Origin of the sequence: Microcystis panniformis FACHB-1757 (assembly GCF_001264245.1) — a bacterium.
Lineage (GTDB): Bacteria > Cyanobacteriota > Cyanobacteriia > Cyanobacteriales > Microcystaceae > Microcystis > Microcystis panniformis.
This window is the reverse complement of the sequence record NZ_CP011339.1, coordinates 185,735-205,512: the sequence shown is the minus strand read 5'-3', so window position 1 is coordinate 205,512 and position 19,778 is coordinate 185,735. Positions and strand designations below refer to the sequence as shown.

Genomic DNA, 19,778 nt, shown 5'->3' with positions numbered 1-19,778 from the left:
GCTTGGGGTGCGGAGATGAGCCAAAATTTTGCTAATTCCCCACCCTTTGCGGTTAAAAGCTTTAATTGTGCTGCTGTCTTTGTAATTGCTCGATCGCGTCGGGGGATAAATCGGTAAATCGGGCGATTTCTGGGATAGAAAAACCAGCAGATAGCATTTTTAGGGCAATTTGTCGAGCTTTTTCTTCTTTACCTTTTTGTAGTCCCTTTTCCTCGCCTTCCTCTCTGCCTTCCTCTAAAATATCTTGATAGATGACGGATTCTCTCATAATGTCACTCCGAAGGATTTTTTTAATCGTCTCTCGATTTAATACTAACCCGGCGAGAATACTGGTAGCGGCAGCGAGATTGCTTTGCACCTGTTTTTGGGAAATAGTTTCTAGAGAACGGGACACCTGACTCAAAACCTGTTCGGGGTCATCGGTATTGCTGAGGACGGCAAAGGGTAATAAACCGGGATGATGGAAAAATTGCGGTGTATTTTCTTCCCAAAGACGGATGACTTGAAAAGAATGAAAGGTTTCCCCCAGACGGAAGGTATTTTCTTGTACTAGGGGAGAATCGCTGCGTCGCAGATAAATTACCACTTGACACATTTGTTTTTGGGGATGACGACGATAGATGCGAATGCGATAATCGAGCATTCGGAAAGGAATCTTGGAGTCGGGGTCGGTTTGAAATTCGGTATGGAGAATTAGTTGCTCTGACTGCAAAAAAATCAAAGAATCGGCACGAATGGGGTCTAATTGTAATTCTGTCGGGTCGAGGACGGTTAAGGAGAGGGGAGAACCCAATAACCAAGTGGCTAGATCATCGGAGAAGTTTTCGGCAATAAATTTACAAATATTATCAAACATCGTGAGCGTTTTGTCTTTGTAATTGCTCGATCGCGTCGGGGGATAAATCGGTAAATCGGGCGATTTCTGGGATAGAAAAGCCAGCAGATAGCATTTTTAAGGCAATTTGTCGAGATTTCTCTTCTTTGCCTTCTTTTCGTCCCTTTTCCTCGCCTTCCTCTCTGCCTTCCTCTAAAGCTTCTTGATAGACTTTAGTTTCTCTTAGATCACTTAAACTAAACATTTTTTCTATCTCCTTACGGTTTAATTTGGGTAATTTATAAATGAGAATTGTCTCGATTAATTCTCAAAGTTCTCCCTTTTGTCTGCTATCCGTGAATTGTTGCGTAAATTGTTTAATCTAAGGCTTTTTTCTTTAATTTAACCATTGGTGCAAATCTTCCAAATCCGAAAAATTCAATAAAGCAAGGGCTAAATTATCCAATTGATTAGGATTTAACTGTTTAATTTTTTGTTCTAACTTTAAAGGAATAGAACCTAGTTTTAAATTTAGCTGAAGCAAAATCAGGCTTTTTTTAGCGGATAATTCTCCTTCCTCTCTGCCTTCTTCTCTGCCTTCCTCTCTGCCTTCCTCTCTGCCTTCCTCTAAAGCTTCTTGATAGACTTTAGTTTCTCTTAAATCACTTAAACTAAACATTTTTTCTATCTCCTTACGGTTTAATTTGGGCAATTTATAAATGAGAATTGTCTCGATTAATTCTAGAATGTCCTGTCTTTTTAAAGACTCCTGGAATTGTCGTCTAACCTGTTGAATCAGTTCTTTTCCTTGCGCTAAGGTGTTTGGTTCCGATTCCACAATTAATTGTAACACTTTTACCCCCAGAGAATCCCCCTCACCTAATTGATTCAGATAATAACAGTTAACCCGGCCTGACTCAAAGAATTCTTGATAACGAGATTTGGGACTATTTTCAATTTCCCGATGAGGATAAATGATTACCCCTTGCCAATTGTTATTACTCTCACTCTGATGAAAATAGAGAAATATTTCACTAAAAAAGCGGGAGTAAAACCGTTGATCTTTTTGAAATTGTACCTCAACAAAGTAAATCGGATCATTAAGGTTATCGGGAAGAAAGACCCCATCTAAACGAAAAGCGAGTTGTTTAACTTCTAGGGAGGAAAATTGATAATGATTGACGGTTTCCGGGGGAAGATTGAGCAAATCAAAGAAACTTTCAGGAAAAGTCTGAAAGAGACGATAGAAAATACTGTCCGTTTTCACTCAATTTTGTCTCTCAATGACTTGTGGTACTTGTTCAATATCTAAGTCTAAAGCTTGGGCAATTTGTTCTAGACTTAATCCTATTAATTTAACCATTGGTGCAAATCTTCCAAATCCGAAAAGTCCAATAAAGCAAGAGCTAAATTATCCAGTTGATTAGGATTTAACTGTTTAATTTTTTGTTCTAACTTTAAAGTAATAGAACCTAGTTTTAAGTTTAGCTGACGCAAAATTAGGCTTTTTTTAGCGGATAATTCTCCTTCCTCTCTGCCTTCCTCTCTACCTTCCTCTCTACCTTCCTCTAAAGCTTCTTGATAGACTTTAGTTTCTCTTAGATCACTTAAACTAAACATAGCTTCTATCTCCTTACGGTTTAATTTGGGCAATTTATAAATGAGAATTGTCTCGATTAATTCTAGAATGTCCTGTCTTTTTAAAGACTCCTGGAATTGTCGTCTAACCTGTTGAATCAGTTCTTTTCCTTGCGCTAAGGTGTTTGGTTCCGATTCCACAATTAATTGTAACACTTTTACCCCCAGAGAATCCCCCTCACCTAATTGATTCAGATAATAACAGTTAACCCGGCCTGACTCAAAGAATTCTTGATAACGAGATTTGGGACTATTTTCAATTTCCCGATGAGGATAAATGATTACCCCTTGCCAATTGTTATTACTCTCACTCTGATGAAAATAGAGAAATATTTCACTAAAAAAGCGGGAGTAAAACCGTTGATCTTTTTGAAATTGTACCTCAACAAAGTAAATCGGATCATTAAGGTTATCGGGAAGAAAGACCCCATCTAAACGAAAAGCGAGTTGTTTAACTTCTAGGGAGGAGGCTCTTCTAGGTTCTGTGTGAGCATGGTATAATAGTAACACAGAACAGGAGGTGGGTTATGTGGATAAATTTTGATCAACTCCTCGATTTACCAAATGCAACAGTGGTCAATTATCAAAAAATTGCTCAGACAATTTTCCTAAAGCTTGCTCTTTTAAATGAAACAATTGAATGTCCGAATTGCCATCAAACCTTAGACAGAATCAATCAGACAGAGTATAATCTAGTCAGAGACTTGTCAATATTAGGTAATCCAGTATATTTAGAAGTACCACGCCGTCAGTTTCATTGTCAAAAGTGCCAAAAGTATATCAGCGAAAGACTGAGTTTTATGAGATTAAGACAGCATCATACAATTCGCTATGAATCGATGATTTATGAGAGAGTAAAAAATTGTAGCATCGAAGAAATAAGTCGAGAAGAAGGGTTAGGATGGTCAGAAGTTGAGTTAATATTTAATCACTGTGCTAAAGAACTAGAAAAGGAAGAGTGGGAAGCACCAGAACGAATAAGCTTAGATGAATTTAGTAACTTAAAAGGACATAAAGATTTCATAACAACGGTCGTAGATATGGACAAGAAAATTTTACTAGATGTGATTAAAGGACATAAGCAAGAAGAATTAATGGAAGCCTTAAAAGCACAGCCAGACGCAGTTCGGGAGAAAGTGAAAGAAGTGAGCGTCGATATGTGGTCAGGATTTACAGCAGTGATCAAGGAATTATTTCCCAATGCTAAAATCATCTATGACCGTTTTCATGTAATGGCTATCATCAATGACGAGCTTAATAAATTGAGAAAGTTAATGGGGGTGCATGAAAAAGGATTACCTCATTTATTATGGAAGAATAAAGAGGACTTAAAGGACGAGCAAAAACAACAACTAGAAGTTATCTTAAAAGAACATCCATGCTTAGGAATAGCCTGGGAAATGAAAGAAGAAATTAGACAAATTTATCAAAGTAGTAGAACGTTCAGAGGTGCTGAGAGAAAATTGGAAAAATGGATAAGAATAGGCGGGATATTATATGAAAGTAGTGCCAGGATGATCCAGAAGCATTTGCCAGGTATTTGTAATTACTTTGAAAATCAGACAACCAACGGATTAATTGAGGGAATGAATACCAAAATAAAGCTTATTAAAAGAATGAGTTATGGATTTACCAATTTTGAACATCTTCGACTTAAGCTGTTTGCTTGCTTTAATTCATAACAAAAATTAACACACGAAAACCAGAAGAGCCGGGAGGAAAATTGATAATGATTGACGGTTTCTGGGGGAAGATTGAGCAAATCAAAGAAACTTTCAGGAAAAGTCTGAAAGAGACGATAGAAAATACTGTCCGTTTTCACTCAATTTTGTCTCTCAATGACTTGTGGTACTTGTTCAATATCTAAGTCTAAAGCTTGGGCAATTTGTTCTAGACTTAATCCTAAGACCGATAAACGGGGAATAGAGTTTAATTTAGCGGTTAATGATCCTTCCTCTCTGTCTTCCTCTAAAATATCTTGATAGATGACGGATTCTCTCATAATCTCACTCCGAAGGATTTTTTTAATCGTCTCTCGATTTAATACTAACCCGGCGAGAATGCTGGTAGCGGCAGCGAGATTGCTTTGCACCTGTTTTTGGGAAATAGTTTCTAGAGAACGGGACACCAGACTTAACACCTGTTCGGGGTCATCAGTATTGCTGAGGACGGCAAAGGGTAATAACTCTTTGTTTGCTTAATTTTTTAAGGGAAGGGTTTTAAAATTGCTGTTACCTTTATCCTGTATGCTTTTTAGCGAATAAGGTAAGCGGAACGGTGCCGAGAGTGCGATCGCCAATTGGCTTGTTCAAACCCTAGGTATTTCTAAAAAATTGAGACGCACCGGGTTGAATCTCCCTATTGAGGATTTTTTGGGACAGCAACAATCAAAATACTTCTGATTTGCGAGCGACGTAACCTCACCGGAAAGATATCCGCATAATCTAGACCAGATCCTCTGATGCCATAATCAATTTCCACTTGATTCAATAAATCTCGATTAAGAGGCCATTCTCTCATGTCTCCACCTAGTGCGGGACCATTAACCGGATTGTTAACGCTTGCAGCCGTATCTAGAAGCATTTGATCGTAGGTAAAAGCTAAGACTCTATCCAATAATTCCTCGTTGGTACAAGTGAAAGCATGATCATCTTTCATGGGATTGATCATTTGAAAAACGTCAAATCCTTCATCTAAAACCATCGCTTCTTCCGCACTGAATCCATCGCTCATAATTAAGGTAATCCCTTCTAGGGTATTGCCAATTCTTCCCGATAATCCCGAGGAAGCAAAACAGATAATTTTTTGACCGGACATTCCCAAAATTCCGAAAGGATAGATGCTCTTGGGAAAGTAAATTTCTACCGTATCTCCTCCGGGGTAAGGAAAATATTCTCCTGCCCGACGCGGAGAAAAATTAACTTGTTTAAAGTTATTTCGCGTCAATTCGTCAGCGACAGCAGGATCACCCAGATTGATCTGCAGAAAACCGCCGAGAGGATTTAACTGAGTTTCTACGATAATCGGTCCGTTTAAAGCGGCACGCCGGGCATTCAAATCGCCGTAGAGTTGATATTCCCCCAAGTTAATTTTATCAATACCCTGCCTCCTAAAATTCCCCGCACAGGGAATTTGATAAGGCAGGCAAAAAATATGGCGTACATCTTGGAATCGATCGATAGCAGTAAATAGGGGAACCACATCACCTTGTTGAATAATAGTTTTTCCCGCTAGGGCAAACTCTAAAAATGGGGCGATATTATGTAAATCAGGATTGTATCCAGGTAGCGGTCTTAAAAAAGCATCATATTTGCGGGCCACCTTCGGATCGTTAATCTGTATTATATTTGCGCCTCCAGCCATAAATTTTAAATCCAAAAATTCATAACGATGGCCGAGGTGTGTAGCCATAGCATCACACCATTTGACCAAACACCGATAGATGCGCTGATTGATCGGTTCTTGATAGCCTCCGGGGAGAAACATCCCACATAATTGATTTTGCAAGGAGTTTATGTAGTAAGCTAAACGGCGCTTAACCTGCATGATCCAACAGCTATAACCCTTTTGGAGTCTATATCGGTGATCCGAAGTAAAAGCCGTTTAGCTTAATTAGGGCCAAGATAGGCAAGATGCCACGGATTCATCGTTAGATCCCCGCAACCTTGGGCGCCAATAATTAGCCAATCCTGTCCTCGCTGAGCGCAGAATTCTTTGAGATGATGATAAAGTGTCCAAGTACCCGCTCTCTGCTCGTAAGCATTGGTCGTAGAGTCTAGGCTAGGAATAGCAGTTCGAGTAAGTCGAGGAAACATTATATCCTGCACTGCATGAGGATCCTGCATTCTGGGGGAGGTTATACCATCTCGTTGAATGCCGGGGCCTTTTTGATAGTCTGGAGTCACGGACACAAAGAGCTGCTCTTTTTCCGTGTCTAGAGTCAAAGAACCAGTATTAAAAACTTGATGTTTCACCATAATACCCCCTGCTTGTCTAGGTGTGGCAGTTGCGGCTAGACAAGCTAATTAGCCCTAGGCTATCTGTTTTTTTTAATCTCAACCTCGCTGACCTAAAGGGGAGTGGGTCCTTATATTTTTTTCCTGAATCTATCAGATGAACGTAGGTTGGGTTGAAGCATGAAACCCAACGCCCGCTGAATCTATCAGAAAGCCTAGCATTTATCGTATTACCATACTTAAATTATAGTTCCCTGGAGGAAGTCAACCCTCGTCTCAATCCTTAAGAAATCCTCAAGAAATCCTTTCCCCACTCTCGTTTCTGAATTGCCAAGAATTGCGTTAGAATTAAAGAAATATTACAAGTGGTTGACAAAAATGAGCAAGCCTGATACACAAGCCATTGCCCTCCAGTTAGAAAGCAGCAACTCTAAAGATCGTCTGTTGGCCTTGGCATCCCTGCGAGAAGTGACGCCGGAGGAAGCTGTACCCTTGATCAAAAAAGTCCTTTATGATGAAATGCTACCGGTGCGATCGATGGCTGTCTTTGCTTTGGGAGTCAAACAAACCGAGGAATGCTTTCCTATCCTAGTGGATTTGTTAGCCAATGATGCCGATTATGGCATTCGCGCCGATGCTGCGGGGGCTTTAGGTTATTTAGAAGATATTCGCGCTTTTGAACCCCTACAACGGGCTTTTTACGAAGACACGCAATGGTTAGTCCGCTTTAGTGCCGCCGTCGCTTTGGGCAATTTGGGCGATATTCGGGCTAAACAGGTGTTATTATCGGCTCTCGATAGTAACGAAGCGGTTATTCAACAGGCCGCTATTGCTGCCCTTGGGGAAATCAAAGCAGTGGAAACCGTCGAGAAGCTTTTAACTTTTGTTAACTCTGATGACTGGTTAATCCGGCAGCGATTAGCGGAAGCTTTAGGCCATCTTCCGGCGGAAAAAACGATCGCAGCCTTAAAATTTTTGGTTAAAGACGAACATCCGCAAGTGCGCGAAGCGGCCCGTTTATCCTTGCAAAAATTGGCCAAGGTCTAGGTATAGGATAGAATAAATAATCTATTCTTCCAGAGCGATCAATCTTTGCCTACAGCCATTCATGGACATTCAAGAATTTATTAATCTCTGTGCGGGTAAATGGTTTTCTCAGCGCACCAGTTATCAATTAGCTGCCCAAAAAGTTGCCAATAATAAAGCAGAAATCACCATCGATTTGCTGGCTGCCGATGCTGCCGATGTGGTGCAATTATGTTTAGAAAATAACTGTCAGTCCCCGGCCAGTCTAGGGGGATGGAAAGCGACTTGGGATAATTCCGTGGACTATGGACAACCGAAAAAAATCGGTTCTAGCTATTTAGTTTGGCTACCCTCAGAGAATCCTTGGCAAGGAAAATTAATCACATCGAACGGTAAATCGGCAGCGCTGGGAGAATATCATCTCAGAAGCGATCAAGCTTTAACTTTAACCATCGAGGATAATCACCATCGTATCGAGGAAAGAATCTGGTTTGCTAGTCCTAATCTGAGATTGCGTACCAGTATTATCCAGGCGGCCAATGGCGATCGCCAGACGGTTTTCTATTCGGAAATTCGCAAAATGGTTGCTCCTAAGTAGTTGTCATCTCCAATGTCTGAGGTGGGGAAGACAGGATTAATCTTCCACCACTCCAGTCAAATCCTCCTAACGTCGGCCGCGTCTGCTGCTGCCAAAACCACTGCGACTAGGGGTACGACGGGAACCGGAGGAACCGAAACTAGGAGAACGTTTGACATTATCAGATTTACCCGAATTCTTCAGGGTACTGGAACCATAACCGGAACCACTGGGTTTTGTGGTGGTGGTGGTGCTGCGATTGGGACTAGAGGAAGTATTACTGGGATAACGACGTAAATTGCCAGTAGAACGGAGAGTTTGCCGGTTTTTGACTGCCGGAGGTGGACTATTATGTTTAGTCCGGTATTGATCTACTGCCTGATTATAGGTGGAACCGTAACCACCAAAACCGGTCATCACACCCCCCGGAGTATAGAGGGGAGGAACGTAATATTGAGGACGAAAGAGCAAACTACCCAAAGCTTGACCAGCAACAGCACCGAAAAAAGGACTCCAAAAACTCGATTCTTGCCGAATCACCACGGTTTCCTGTTGTCCGGTTTGGGGATTGTTCCGCACTTCCGTGACATTATGGACATACTCAATTTTAAAATCTTCGGTCATGTACAGGGTAGCCTGATCACCGTTGATTTCTACCGCGGTTTTTTCCCCTTTAGCGATAGCTTCATCGCTTAATCTAGCCATTTGCAGGTTAGTGCTGCGAAAGAGGGGAGAAGTCCCCGCAGGGGTGTTTAACAGCATTAAGGTATAAGTGCCATCTCCGTCATCGTAGGTAGCTTGTTGCACCTCGTAGCGACCGCTACTAACCTGATTGGATTCTCGTCTTACACTACTGTTATTAGCTGACGGTGACTGAGTTTGATTTGACGAGGAACCACAGGCCACCGTTGTGCAACAAAGGGTAAGAATTAAAAAGATTGTCGTTACTTGGCGCAGCATAAGGGCAAAATTAAGACTATAAAGGCAGCAATTCGGGGAAATTGAGTAATAGTTGCTCATTGGTCAATTCATCTCCCAATTGAGCAGGAGAAAAATGTACCTGAATCGCACGCAGCCGACCTTGGTAGTGAAGGTTAATTATTGATTTTAAACCATCTTCCAGGGCCTCTCGATCGGCTAGGCTAGTTTCTAAAGCACCACTCTCACCCTCGAAGGCTATTGTGATCATAACAACTAAGTTATCGGTGACGGGTAAAGTTAAGGGTTCGTTTTCCCCCACTTCCCCAGACACCGATTCACTTAGGTATCTGGCCGCGGAATCGGTAAACAGTTCGTTAACGTAGTCTCCCGCTTCCCCCTCACTCCAAAAAATATCGCCCTCATTAGCCACAGAAAACCAATAGAGGTTCATCTGCAGCAGATTTTGACAAATTTCTACTAAACCCTCTCCCATGACCTCTAAATCGCCTTCGGAATCGATCGCCTCCCGGCCGGCACGATTAAGAATACCGATCAGAGGTGCGACTTCTTGTCCGTAGAGATGCAAAAATAAGCGACAGACCACATAGCGAGTTTTTCCCGCAAATTTCTTGAAGCGATCGCCTAAAGAACTCATAATAGACCTCTGGTAAAAATCAAAAATTGTCGTTAAGGTTAGGAGTCAGTAGTCTTGAAGCCATCAGCTAGATCAAGGTGATAATGGCTAATTAATCGGATAAATAAAAGCTGATAAGTAGGGAGGCACAATTATTTGTAGGATAGGTTAGCGGTAGCGTAACATGATCGGGCGTTGGGTTTCATGCTTCAACCCAACCTACGTTCATCTTACCTACTTAGCTAAAAAGACTGATAACTGATAGGACTTAATCAGGCAAGGGGTTTAATCTATCCGATAATCAAGTAAACAGCCAAAAAAGCCCTCAGCTTTTATTTATTTTGCCATTTTCTAGGCTCCTATGCCCTGATGCCCTGCTAACAGTCTATAATGACTTAAAATCCTATTGGTGTGAGCAAATGGCTGTCCAACTACAACAAGCTTTAGTGGTTGCTTCCTATATCTTGAAACAGCGTCTAGCAGGAAAAAAGCGTTTTCCCTTAGTTTTAATGCTAGAACCCCTATTTCGCTGTAATTTAGCCTGTACTGGCTGCGGTAAGATTCAACATCCCCCAGAAATTCTCCGTAATCATCTCACCCCGGCAGAATGTTTCGCAGCGGTGGAAGAATGTGGGGTTCCCGTGGTTTCCATTCCCGGGGGCGAGCCGCTTTTACACCCACAAATCGATGAAATTGTCAAGGGGTTAGTGGACAGAAAAAAATTCGTCTATCTGTGTACCAATGCTCTGTTATTGGAAAAAAGCCTGGATAAATTTACTCCTTCACCCTATCTTACCTTTAGTGTCCATCTGGACGGTTTAAAAGCACATCACGATCGCTGTGTGGATCGAGAGGGAGTATTCGATAAGGCAGTACAAGGGATTAAAGCGGCGAAAGCGAGAGGTTTTCGGGTTGCTACTAATACCACGGTTTTTGAAGGCACAGAACCGCAAGAAATGCAGGAATTTTTCGATTTTCTCGCTACTTTGGGCATCGATGGTATGATGATTTCCCCCGGTTATAGTTATGAGTGGGCCCCGGATCAAGATAGTTTCTTAAAACGGGAGCAAACCAGAGCTTTATTCCGAGAAATTCTCTCACCCTGGAAATCAGGTCAGAAAAAGTGGAATTTTAACCATAATCCTCTCTTTCTCGATTTTCTCATCGGTGAACAGGACTATGAATGCACTCCTTGGGGTAGTCCTAGTTATAGTCTTTTAGGATGGCAAAAACCCTGTTATCTGCTCAACGAAGGACATTACAAAAGCTTTCGGGAACTTTTAGAAGAAACCAATTGGGATAACTACGGTCGGGCCAGTGGCAATTCTCAATGTGCCGATTGTATGGTACATTGCGGCTATGAACCGACCGCGGCCATGGCAGCTTTTAAACCGGCTAATATGGGACGTGCCATGCAGAGTTTAATCGGAGTCTAATCTAAACTGATTCTAACCAGACGGCGGGGACTTGACTAGGGCGATCGGGTAATTGCATCCATCCCATTTCGCACAGACGAATTACCGAAGTTAATTTTTCTACCAAAGCGGGATCGAAACGAATCCCGCTATAATTTTGACAACGTTCTAGGGACTCTCCTAAATCTAGAGCTAGTCGATCGCCTCGCGGTTGAGTTAATTCCTGAAAATAGGCTGATAATCCCAAAATTCGCGACTCTAGGCTGATTTCTTCCCCTTTTAGGCCGTTGGGAACGCCGCTACCATCCCAGTATTCAAACTCATGGTAAATAATCTGTTGAATTGGAGCTAATTCGGGCATAGTGGCGAGTAATTGTGCGCCTAATACCGATCTATCCCGCCAAAATAACGCATTTGCTCCCTCTAACTGACTGGCACGCTGTCTAAAAACTTCGATCGGAGCCTCCGCTAGACCGATGCGGTATAATAAACCAGCTAATCGTAAGCGTCGTAATCTCAGGGTGGGTAAATCGAGCAATTGTCCCAACATTTCCGCTAAAGCAGCCACCTGTAGGGAAGCGAGGGGATTATCAATATCTCTTTCATCGACTTTTTGAGCCATTCTTAGAAAAGCTTGCAGTTTATTAGCGGCTAAATTTTTATTTAAACGGGATGCTTGTCCTTCTAAGTCGCTTAATTCTCGCGCTTGTCTGCTGACGGTGACTAACTGCTGTTGACTGGTTTGCAGATAGGTGACAATGCGAGAGACTACTCCGGTTAAATCCGTGGGAATGGGATTAATATTTTGACTAATTTCCTGCTGTTGTCTGCTTAAATCGGCCGCTAGACTGGGATTATAGGGATGCAGACGCTCAATTAAGATACTAGCGGCTTTTTCAACTAAATCGCGATCGAATGTCCATAAACCGTAGAATTTTCGCTCCGTGTCTATTTGGGGTTGACTATCGGACCGGTATTCTTCTGGGGATAACTCATGACAGAGTACCATGGAGGCGTAATCGGGGGAAAGAATGATTAAATTCCACTCATTAACCAAACTATCGCTATTATCTAAGTTTACTAGGGAAACATTCTCTAAACTGCCAGTTTTATGCTCAGAAAAACCACTATCGGCCACGGCGGCGATCGCAATATGACGAGAAGAGCGAGCAATATCTAAATAGCGCTCAGCTTCCTGTAAATACCATTTTCCCTGTTGAAAGGTGACTAAAACCAGTGGTTTATTTGTACTGTCTGGGCTGCTAGTTTGCAAGATATGATCTTCAAGAGCATGACAGAGAGCCACAAGGGTATTCTTAAAATAGACCCCGTAACTGCTGGGTAATCGTCCCGATGAAGCTCTTTTTAACTGTTGTAAGCTGGATTCTACGGTCATAAGTGGCAAGATTAGGGGTTGAGTGTGGGGAAAGGGGAGAGGAGAGAATAAATAAAAGCCATCTCCTGTCTCCTGTCTCCTGACGACCGGCTCCTGACTACTTCAAAGGGAATTACTCTACCACCCAGGAAGTGATGGCGGGAGTCCAATCAGCCAATTCTGCATCGCTAAACCAGAGACTAACTTCATCTGTGGCGGTACATGGACCATCGGACCCATGGATAAGATTGCGTCCAAAACTAATGCCAAAATCACCGCGAATCGTACCCGGTTCAGCATTGAGGGGATTAGTGGCACCAATAATTTTTCTAGCGGAGGCAATTACTCCGTCTCCTTGCCAAACCATAGCCACCACGGGGGAGGAGGTAATAAAATCGACCAAAGAAGGGAAAAAGGGTCGTTCTTTATGAACAGCGTAGTGTTTTTCCGCTAATTCCCTAGAAACCTGCATCATTTTCAACCCAACCAGCGTAAAACCTTTAGTTTCAAAGCGTTGAATAATTTCCCCCACCAGATTGCGCTGCACACCGTCGGGTTTAATCATTAAGAAAGTGCGTTCCATACTGCCTCTTAAAATTTAGCCATAAATTGTCACAAAACCCATATTAACCCGGAATGGCATCCTAGAGAATGGCAGCATTTTCGCTTCAATTGCTGAGTTAGCTTGCTGTCCGATTTAGCTAGGGTTTGCGGCAAAAAGTTTTTCGTGGGGGCAGGGTGTGGGGTGTGGGGTTTTACCGATTTTGGGGTAGTCAGTTACCTAATTTTCAGGGAAAAAGTCCAGGAATTTTACCCCCGATCCCTCCAATGGTCGGCACTTTTTGAGGAAAAAAAGTCTAAAAGCCTTATCCAACAAGGTTTTTAGATTTATTCAGCAAGCCCTAGATAAACTTTGGACAACCTTCTGGAATAACGGCATTAGTAGACCTCTTGCAAAAGTCTTAAGTCGATCCTTGTACAGCAACATTTTTGAAGATTATCAACTACTAATAAATAATTAACTGAAAGTCCCTCCCATTATTGTTTCTATCGTTTGTTTTCGGATTTATGCAAGAGGTCTAGTAACCCGCTTTCGGTAATCGAGCAGATTTCCTATTTACTCTTCATCAAGCGCCTAGATGACCTAGAACTAGCTAAGGAGCGTAAAGCCCAACGATTAGGCGAAAAACTCGAAAATACCACCTTTACCGCCAGCCAACAGCATATCCGTTGGTCGCACTTCAAAAATATCGATGATGCGGAGACAATGCTCCAGATTGTCCGGGATGAAGCGTTTCCCTTTATCAAAGATCTGGGGCAATTCTGCAAGGGTAGCACCTACGCTAAACACATGAAGAATGCGGTGTTTCTCATCGCGTCTCCGGCGCTGCTGGCGACGGTAATCGAGCAAATTGAAAAAATCCCGATGGGGGATCGGGACACCAAGGGCGACCTTTACCTAAAATGTCGGATGAATGCCCCCGCTACATTTTTCGAGAAGATACTCAGCTTTGCGGGGGATGAAATCAGACCAGAATATCAACCGCGGAGCATCGGTTTAATTCCACCATCTGTGGGTAAACTGTGTTATACCTAACTTAGCCAAGGGTCGAGGATTGTTAGATGCTAGTCGTAGAAGCAAAGCTAAAAAACGGAACACCAGAGCAATATCACCGGCTCGATAAAGCTATCATAACTTCTCAGTTTGTGCGTAATTCTTGTGTTCGTTATTGGGGGTCAAATCAAGGGACAACCCGCAATGATCTCCAAAAACTTTGTGCGGTACTAGCTAATAATAAAGAAACACCTTATGTTAATAAATTAAACTCACAAGCTCGTCAATCGGCTGCTGATAGAGCCTGGCAATCAATTAATAGGTTTTATCAGAATTGTCATGCTAAGATACCAGGGGAAAAGTGGTTTCCTCGGTTCAAAAAGCATAACCGTTCCTTTGAGTATAAATTAACAGGCTACCAACTATCTGATGATCGACGTAAAATCAGATTTACTGATGGTTTTCAAGCAGGAGAATTTGATTTATGGTGTAGTCAAAAGACATTATTTTATTATTCAGAGCAACAGATTAAACGGGTAAGAGTTGTTAGACGTGCTGACGGTAAACCAACGGGACAAATAACAGGAATTGACTTAGGGTTAAAGGAATTTTATACCGATGCTCAAGGCAATAATGTAGAGAATCCACGTTATTTAAGAAAGTCAGAAAAACGACTGAAAAAAGCACAACGACGATTATACAAAAAGTTTCCTCAAGGAAACAAACAGTCTAAAAACTATCACAAGCAACGGATAAAAGTAGCTAGGCTTCATCTTAAAGTATTAAGACAACGTAAAGACAAAGCCATTAAAGACGCTTTGGCATTAGTCCAGTCTAATGATCTGGTAGTTTATGAGGCTCTAAAGGTAAGAAACTTAGTCAAAAACCATAAGCTTGCCAAATCGATTTCTGATGCTTCTTGGTATCAATTCACTGAATGATTGAATTATTTTGCCAAGATTTATCGGATTGTTTGTGTTGCTGTTCCTACCCATTTTACTAGCCAATATTGTTCAGCTTGTGGGACGAGAGTGCAAAAAACATTAAGCACTAGAACTCATCAATGCCCTAACTGTAAAACAGTCTTAGATAGGGATCATAATGCAGCAATCAACATTCTTAAAAAAGGGTTGAAATATTTTGTAAATCATCTCAACGGTACTGTTGGGCAAACAGCAACCACCCCAACCACTAGGGCTGATTCATTCTCCGAATCTAATTCTTTTTTTGCTACCTTTAATCGCTTATGAGGTAAGCAAAAGACCTCGGACTAATATTATCTCAAGACCAAAAGTTTTTCTAGTTAAGGAATCTACCCGAATAAAAATTATTTTAATTGCCTCATATTTTTTCAGTGAAATTGAATTAGCAACGATAGATATACGCTTCAGCCGTCGAACTACTTATTAATTAGTACACAGGCTAAAAGCAAGCTGTGACTGGGTTAAGTACCTAGGCAAAATTATTTACACATGACGATCATTGCCCCGTAAGGGTTTTAGCTCGATCGGGCAGGTAATTAATTTTGCATGACTACTTATAATTTTTGGAGATGTCTAAAGCACGACGTTTTTAAAAATTTTCAGCTATGTATTTCCGAGAAATCGCCTAAAAACGTTGCCAGATAAGGATTTGAGAGAATGATATAAGAGAGAATGAAACGACCCAAGGGGCAAGGGGAGGTGTTGCCCCTTGCCTGTTGCCTCTTGCCTCATCTCAACAAGCAATTTAAATACGCGGGCAGCTTATTGTGTTGGGTGAGTTGGGAACCCTAACCGTAGTATGATTGAACAATGCGAAGACTCACAATCACTCGACCCGACGACTGGCACCTTCATCTCCGCGATGGTGCGGCAATGAAAGCGGTTCTCCCCCATACGGTGCGTCAGTTTGCCCGTGCCATTATCATGCCGAATTTAAAGCCCCCAGTGCGCTCGGTGGCTGATGCTGCCTCCTATCGCGATCGCATTCTGGCAGCAGTTCCAGAGGGTCAACAGTTCGAGCCATTGATGACCCTCTATCTCACCGATAATACCAGTCCCGAAGAAATCATGGCGGCGAAAGCCTCCCAGTTTGTCAAAGCGGTGAAATACTACCCGGCCGGTGCCACAACTAATTCCGACTTGGGGGTGACGGACCTTCGTAGGTGCGATTGCGTTTTTGCGGCCATGGAGCAGCTGGATATGCCGCTACTACTGCACGGAGAAGTTACCGATGGTGATATTGATGTGTTCGATCGAGAAAAAGTGTTCATTGAGAAGCACTTAATCCCACTGATAACAAGATTTCCGAAACTGCGGGTCGTCTTTGAACACATTACCACTGCCGATGCGGTCAAGTTTGTTCTATCTGCTAACAACAATGTCGCCGCCACAATTACGCCCCAACATTTATTATTTAGCCGAAACATTCTCTTTACCGGTGGCATTCGTCCCCATTTTTATTGCCTGCCGATTTTGAAACGAGAGGATCATCGTTTGGCGCTTTTGCAAGCGGCCACATCGGGCAACCCCAAGTTTTTTCTAGGGACCGATAGTGCGCCCCATTCTCGCTACAGCAAAGAAAGTTCCTGTGGCTGCGCGGGTTGTTATTCAGCCCTGCACGCTCTAGAGTTGTACGCAGAAGCTTTTGAGAGTGTCGATGCAATTGAGCAACTGGAAGGGTTTGCCAGCTTTCACGGTCCAGATTTTTATCAACTCCCCCGAAATACCGAACAAATCACATTAAACAAAACCCCTTGGCGCATTCCCGATGAATTGCCATTTCCCGAATCCGGACTGGTGCCGTTACGAGCGGGTGAAGAGATAACCTGGCAATTAGGGGAATAAAAACCGCCAGTCTTGGTAGTTGCGGTCAAGAATTGACGATTAGTTAGGGCTGGCTGAATAAATCTAACAACCTTGTTGGATAAGGTTTTTAGACTTTTTTTCCCTCAAAAAGTGCCGACCATTGGAGTGATTGGGGGGAAAATTCCGGGACTTTTTCCCTGAAAATTAGGTAATTGACCAGGTGAAAATCGGTAAAACCCTACACCCTACACCCTACACCCTGTCCCCACGAAGAACTTTTTGCCGCAAACCCTAGTTATTTCCCGTGACAATGAGGAGGATCGATAACATTGGCAAAAATTGCCCAAAGTACCATGAGCGGCATCGGCAACAAACAGATTAGCCATTGATGACCGGTTAGGGTCGCCGTTGCAAACAGACTGTTCATCACCCCCCATTGACTAAACAAAATTTGTAGGGCAACAGCAGCCACAATCCCCAAAATTAGGATCGGTGCATTAGTAATCGACGTTGACTGACGACGCAGGTAGTCCACTAGGCTCATCCCTAATTGGCTGATACTGAGCAGATAGATAACCCGTGCTGCCACAAGGGATTGAATTGCCATTGTGCGGGCAACGGCAATATCTCCTGTGGTCGATTTAGCCCACTCAAACATACCAAAAATTAGAATCCAGTTAAACAATGAAACAGCCAAAATTCGGCGCAATAGTTTTTTGGTGATCAAAGGTTCATTGGGATTGCGTGGTGGTGACTGCATAATGCGGTCGGATTTTGCTTCAAAGGCCAGGGGAACAGTCATCGTGACCGAGTTGATCATGTTCAACCAGAGTACTTGTAGGGAGAGGATGGGTAAATCTCGTGCCAGTAAAGTACTGATCAGAATGGTCATCGATTCGCCACCATTGACAGGTAAGAGAAAGGAGATTGCCTTGCGTAAATTTTGATAAACGGTGCGTCCTTCTTCGACAGCGGCCTTGATCGAGGCAAAGTTATCATCAGTGAGGAGCATATCAGCAGATTCCCTGGCGACTTCCGTTCCTCCTTTCCCCATGGCAATGCCGATATCCGCCTGCTTGAGAGCCGGCGCATCATTAACACCATCGCCCGTCATCGCCACGATTTCTCCTTGAGACTGGAGTACTTCCACCAGTTGCAGTTTTTGGGTAGGGGCAACCCTGGCAAATACCGATCCATCGACCACCGCTCGGGCCAGTTGATGATTATCCATTTGCGCTAATTGTTTTCCCTCAAATGCTAAGACTTGTGTTGCCGTTTTAATGCCCATCCGTTCCGCGATCGCCCGCGCCGTGACAAGATGATCACCAGTAATCATCTTGACCCGAATTCCGGCAGTTTGACAGGCATGAACGGCAGCGATCGCCTCTGGACGAGGCGGGTCAATCATGCCCTGTAATCCTAGAAACACCAAGCCTGTTTCGATATCCTCATGGTCGATAGAATGCTGATGGGTCGCCGCTGCTTTTTTGGCGAAGGCAAGCACCCGTAAACCCTGCTCTGCCATCGTTTCTACCGCTTGCTCGATCTGTTCGGCGTTCAGCGCAGTCATCTGACCATAGCGATCGATCATCTGGGAACAACGACGCATCAGCGACTCAACCGATCCCTTAACATAGATCAGACGAGGTATGCCATCATGCAAGGTTGCCATGTATTGGTACTCAGATTCAAAGGGAATTGCATCCAATCGTGGGGTTAAAGACAATAGCCCCAATTGACTGAGACCTGCTTTGGCAGCGGCCGCAATCAGCGCCCCTTCCGTAGGATCCCCCACCACTGACCAATCTTCTCCCGTTTGTTTTAGCTGGGAGTCATTACAAAGCAAACCAGCTACCAGACAATCCCCTAGGGCCGGGGGCAATTCGTCCGCAAATGGGCTGCCAGGGTTGCCATCGGTAATCAGACTAATTTCGCCCTTGGGACTATAGCCACCACCACTAACGGCGTAATATTGCCCCTCGGTATAAATGGACTGTACAGTCATTTGATTTTCCGTTAGGGTTCCGGTTTTGTCGGAACAAATGACGGTCGCACTCCCCAATGCTTCCACTGCGGGCAGTTTACGAATAATCGCATGACGACGGGCCATGCGGTTGACTCCAATGGCCAAGGTAATCGTTACCACTGCCGGCAGCCCTTCTGGAATCGCACTCACTGCCAGGGCAACGGCAGCTTCAAACATATCGATCCAAGATTTCCCCCGTCCTAACCCGATGGTAAAGGTCAAGGTTGCTAGGGTCAAAATTGTGTAGAGTAGGGTGCGGCTAAATTGGGCAAATTTACGGGTCAGGGGTGTGCTAAGGCTGACTCGGCTTTCCATCGACTGGGAAATCTGCCCCACTTCGGTGGCATTGGCCGTAGAGACAACAATCCCTTTGCCCTGTCCAAAGGTAACGAAACTCCCTGCGTAGGCCATGTTTGTCCTTTCTGCTAGGGGCGTATCCCCGGGTAAGGGTTCGATCGCTTTTGACCCGGGCAAGGATTCCCCAGTCAAGGCAGACTCATCCACCTGCAAATTGCGGACTTTCAGCAGCCTCAAGTCCGCTGGTACTTTATCCCCCGATACCAATAAAACGATATCTCCCGGCACCAAATCCCGAGATGGAATCCGCAGGGTTTGTCCCTCTCGCAACACCGTCGCTTCTGTGGTTACGGCTTTGGCCAAGGAAGCGATCGCACCTTCCGCCTTAGCTTCCTGCACATAGCCAATAATGGCATTGATCAGGGTAACTCCCCAAATCACCGAGGCATTCGTCCAAGACCCTAAAAATGCCTTAATAGTACCCGCAAGCAAGAGAATATAGAGTAGCGGCTGATGAAATTGCTGCAAAAATCTCAACCAAGCTGGTTTCCCCGGCTTAAATCGCAGTTCATTCGGGCCATATTTTTCGTAGCGACTGGCCACTTCTTCTGCTGATAAGCCCGTTGACCCATCGCTGGTCAAGTATTCAATCACCTCTGGTTGAGAAAGTTGATGATACAACGGCAACGATAATTGAACTGGCATCATGCTCGACCATATTTAGGGTTTGCGGCAAAAAGTTTTTCCTGGGGACA

General features: G+C 43.5%; 17 protein-coding genes and 4 pseudogenes. 7 read left to right on the top strand and 14 right to left on the bottom strand.

Annotation, left to right across the window (positions count from 1 at the left end; genetic code table 11):
- Nucleotides 1-61: 61 nt before the first annotated feature.
- The 5 genes from VL20_RS01045 to VL20_RS01025 all read right to left on the bottom strand — a co-directional run bounded on the left by VL20_RS01045 (nt 62) and on the right by VL20_RS01025 (nt 2,962).
- The gene (locus VL20_RS01045; RefSeq protein WP_052275351.1) at nt 62-856 is read right to left on the bottom strand and encodes an Rpn family recombination-promoting nuclease/putative transposase; all 795 of its coding nucleotides are present in this window, start codon (nt 854-856) and stop codon (nt 62-64) included.
- On the bottom strand, nt 849-1,079 hold the full coding sequence (locus VL20_RS32080; RefSeq protein WP_052275350.1) for a hypothetical protein: 231 nt from the start codon (nt 1,077-1,079) through the stop codon (nt 849-851). Before VL20_RS32080 ends, VL20_RS01045 begins: the two co-directional genes overlap by 8 nt.
- Nucleotides 1,080-1,211: 132 nt before the next feature.
- A complete protein-coding gene (locus VL20_RS01035) occupies nt 1,212-2,081 on the bottom strand; it encodes an Rpn family recombination-promoting nuclease/putative transposase (RefSeq protein ID WP_052275349.1) in 870 nt (289 codons plus the stop codon).
- Entirely contained in the window at nt 2,082-2,177 is a 96-nt protein-coding gene (locus VL20_RS01030; RefSeq protein ID WP_052275348.1) for a hypothetical protein, read from the bottom strand.
- Complete coding sequence (locus VL20_RS01025; protein WP_052275347.1) at nt 2,165-2,962, bottom strand: Rpn family recombination-promoting nuclease/putative transposase; 798 nt, start codon at nt 2,960-2,962, stop codon at nt 2,165-2,167. Before VL20_RS01025 ends, VL20_RS01030 begins: the two co-directional genes overlap by 13 nt.
- Nucleotides 2,963-2,979: 17 nt before the next feature.
- Here VL20_RS01025 and VL20_RS01020 point away from each other — a divergent pair, with 17 nt between their 5' ends.
- Entirely contained in the window at nt 2,980-4,134 is a 1,155-nt protein-coding gene (locus tag VL20_RS01020; protein ID WP_052275346.1) for an ISL3 family transposase, read from the top strand.
- Nucleotides 4,135-4,166: 32 nt separating this feature from the next.
- Here VL20_RS01020 and VL20_RS26815 read toward each other — a convergent pair.
- The 4 genes and pseudogenes from VL20_RS26815 to VL20_RS32075 form a co-directional block, all read right to left on the bottom strand.
- A pseudogene (locus tag VL20_RS26815) lies at nt 4,167-4,274 on the bottom strand (DUF2887 domain-containing protein); the annotation flags it as partial.
- Nucleotides 4,275-4,637 (bottom strand): annotated as a pseudogene (locus VL20_RS01015) (Rpn family recombination-promoting nuclease/putative transposase); the annotation flags it as partial.
- Nucleotides 4,638-4,810: 173 nt separating this feature from the next.
- Nucleotides 4,811-5,998, bottom strand: coding sequence for a hypothetical protein (locus tag VL20_RS01010; RefSeq protein ID WP_284525961.1), 1,188 nt, complete (start codon nt 5,996-5,998; stop codon nt 4,811-4,813).
- A 62-nt stretch (nt 5,999-6,060) separates the two neighbouring features.
- Nucleotides 6,061-6,429, bottom strand: coding sequence for a hypothetical protein (locus tag VL20_RS32075; protein ID WP_284525960.1), 369 nt, complete (start codon nt 6,427-6,429; stop codon nt 6,061-6,063).
- A 357-nt stretch (nt 6,430-6,786) separates the two neighbouring features.
- Between VL20_RS32075 and VL20_RS01005 the strand changes: the two genes are divergently transcribed.
- Nucleotides 6,787-7,455 carry a HEAT repeat domain-containing protein gene (locus VL20_RS01005; protein ID WP_052275344.1) on the top strand — a complete coding sequence of 223 codons (669 nt, stop codon included), beginning with the start codon at nt 6,787-6,789 and terminating at the stop codon, nt 7,453-7,455.
- Between the two features lie 61 nt (nt 7,456-7,516).
- Entirely contained in the window at nt 7,517-8,032 is a 516-nt protein-coding gene (locus VL20_RS01000) for a phycobiliprotein lyase (protein WP_052275343.1), read from the top strand.
- A gap of 66 nt (nt 8,033-8,098) precedes the next feature.
- Here the strand turns inward: VL20_RS01000 and VL20_RS00995 are convergent, their stop codons facing one another.
- Together VL20_RS00995 and VL20_RS00990 are read right to left on the bottom strand one after the other, a co-directional pair.
- On the bottom strand, nt 8,099-9,031 hold the full coding sequence (locus tag VL20_RS00995; RefSeq protein ID WP_081417863.1) for a hypothetical protein: 933 nt from the start codon (nt 9,029-9,031) through the stop codon (nt 8,099-8,101).
- On the bottom strand, nt 8,988-9,587 hold the full coding sequence (locus VL20_RS00990) for a DUF1517 domain-containing protein (protein ID WP_052275341.1): 600 nt from the start codon (nt 9,585-9,587) through the stop codon (nt 8,988-8,990). The genes VL20_RS00995 and VL20_RS00990 overlap by 44 nt, the downstream gene beginning before the upstream one ends.
- Before the next feature lie 398 nt (nt 9,588-9,985).
- On the opposite strand from VL20_RS00990, the gene hpnH reads away from it, so the two are divergent.
- Nucleotides 9,986-11,002: an adenosyl-hopene transferase HpnH gene (gene hpnH, locus VL20_RS00985; protein ID WP_052275340.1), complete on the top strand. Its 1,017-nt coding sequence runs from the start codon at nt 9,986-9,988 to the stop codon at nt 11,000-11,002.
- Nucleotide 11,003: 1 nt separating this feature from the next.
- Here the strand turns inward: hpnH and VL20_RS00980 are convergent, their stop codons facing one another.
- Both VL20_RS00980 and ndk read right to left on the bottom strand, forming a co-directional pair.
- A complete protein-coding gene (locus tag VL20_RS00980) occupies nt 11,004-12,377 on the bottom strand; it encodes a DICT sensory domain-containing protein (protein ID WP_052275339.1) in 1,374 nt (457 codons plus the stop codon).
- A gap of 112 nt (nt 12,378-12,489) precedes the next feature.
- Entirely contained in the window at nt 12,490-12,939 is a 450-nt protein-coding gene (gene ndk, locus VL20_RS00975) for a nucleoside-diphosphate kinase (protein WP_052275338.1), read from the bottom strand.
- 471 nt (nt 12,940-13,410) lie between these two features.
- Between ndk and VL20_RS33520 the strand changes: the two are divergent.
- The 3 genes and pseudogenes from VL20_RS33520 to pyrC all read left to right on the top strand — a co-directional run.
- Nucleotides 13,411-13,710: pseudogene (locus VL20_RS33520) on the top strand (type I restriction-modification system subunit M N-terminal domain-containing protein); the annotation flags it as partial.
- Nucleotides 13,711-13,979: 269 nt separating this feature from the next.
- Nucleotides 13,980-15,161, top strand: a pseudogene (locus VL20_RS00960) (RNA-guided endonuclease InsQ/TnpB family protein).
- A gap of 543 nt (nt 15,162-15,704) precedes the next feature.
- Nucleotides 15,705-16,739: a dihydroorotase gene (pyrC, locus tag VL20_RS00955; protein WP_052275335.1), complete on the top strand. Its 1,035-nt coding sequence runs from the start codon at nt 15,705-15,707 to the stop codon at nt 16,737-16,739.
- Nucleotides 16,740-16,995: 256 nt separating this feature from the next.
- Here pyrC and VL20_RS00950 read toward each other — a convergent pair whose 3' ends face one another.
- On the bottom strand, nt 16,996-19,728 hold the full coding sequence (locus tag VL20_RS00950; protein ID WP_052278342.1) for a cation-transporting P-type ATPase: 2,733 nt from the start codon (nt 19,726-19,728) through the stop codon (nt 16,996-16,998).
- Nucleotides 19,729-19,778 lie beyond the last annotated feature (50 nt).

What these genes read in the sequence shown, in the direction of transcription:
- VL20_RS01045 (WP_052275351.1), bottom strand. Translation starts at nt 856, where the DNA reads ATGTTTGATAATATTTGTAAATTTATTGCCGAAAACTTCTCCGATGAT.
- VL20_RS32080 (WP_052275350.1), bottom strand. Translation starts at nt 1,079, where the DNA reads ATGTTTAGTTTAAGTGATCTAAGAGAAACTAAAGTCTATCAAGAAGCT.
- VL20_RS01030 (WP_052275348.1), bottom strand. Translation starts at nt 2,177, where the DNA reads ATGGTTAAATTAATAGGATTAAGTCTAGAACAAATTGCCCAAGCTTTA.
- VL20_RS01020 (WP_052275346.1), top strand. Translation starts at nt 2,980, where the DNA reads ATGTGGATAAATTTTGATCAACTCCTCGATTTACCAAATGCAACAGTG.
- VL20_RS01010 (WP_284525961.1), bottom strand. Translation starts at nt 5,998, where the DNA reads ATGCAGGTTAAGCGCCGTTTAGCTTACTACATAAACTCCTTGCAAAAT.
- VL20_RS32075 (WP_284525960.1), bottom strand. Translation starts at nt 6,429, where the DNA reads ATGGTGAAACATCAAGTTTTTAATACTGGTTCTTTGACTCTAGACACG.
- VL20_RS01005 (WP_052275344.1), top strand. Translation starts at nt 6,787, where the DNA reads ATGAGCAAGCCTGATACACAAGCCATTGCCCTCCAGTTAGAAAGCAGC.
- VL20_RS01000 (WP_052275343.1), top strand. Translation starts at nt 7,517, where the DNA reads ATGGACATTCAAGAATTTATTAATCTCTGTGCGGGTAAATGGTTTTCT.
- VL20_RS00995 (WP_081417863.1), bottom strand. Translation starts at nt 9,031, where the DNA reads ATGAGCAACTATTACTCAATTTCCCCGAATTGCTGCCTTTATAGTCTT.
- VL20_RS00990 (WP_052275341.1), bottom strand. Translation starts at nt 9,587, where the DNA reads ATGAGTTCTTTAGGCGATCGCTTCAAGAAATTTGCGGGAAAAACTCGC.
- hpnH (WP_052275340.1), top strand. Translation starts at nt 9,986, where the DNA reads ATGGCTGTCCAACTACAACAAGCTTTAGTGGTTGCTTCCTATATCTTG.
- VL20_RS00980 (WP_052275339.1), bottom strand. Translation starts at nt 12,377, where the DNA reads ATGACCGTAGAATCCAGCTTACAACAGTTAAAAAGAGCTTCATCGGGA.
- ndk (WP_052275338.1), bottom strand. Translation starts at nt 12,939, where the DNA reads ATGGAACGCACTTTCTTAATGATTAAACCCGACGGTGTGCAGCGCAAT.
- pyrC (WP_052275335.1), top strand. Translation starts at nt 15,705, where the DNA reads ATGCGAAGACTCACAATCACTCGACCCGACGACTGGCACCTTCATCTC.
- VL20_RS00950 (WP_052278342.1), bottom strand. Translation starts at nt 19,728, where the DNA reads ATGCCAGTTCAATTATCGTTGCCGTTGTATCATCAACTTTCTCAACCA.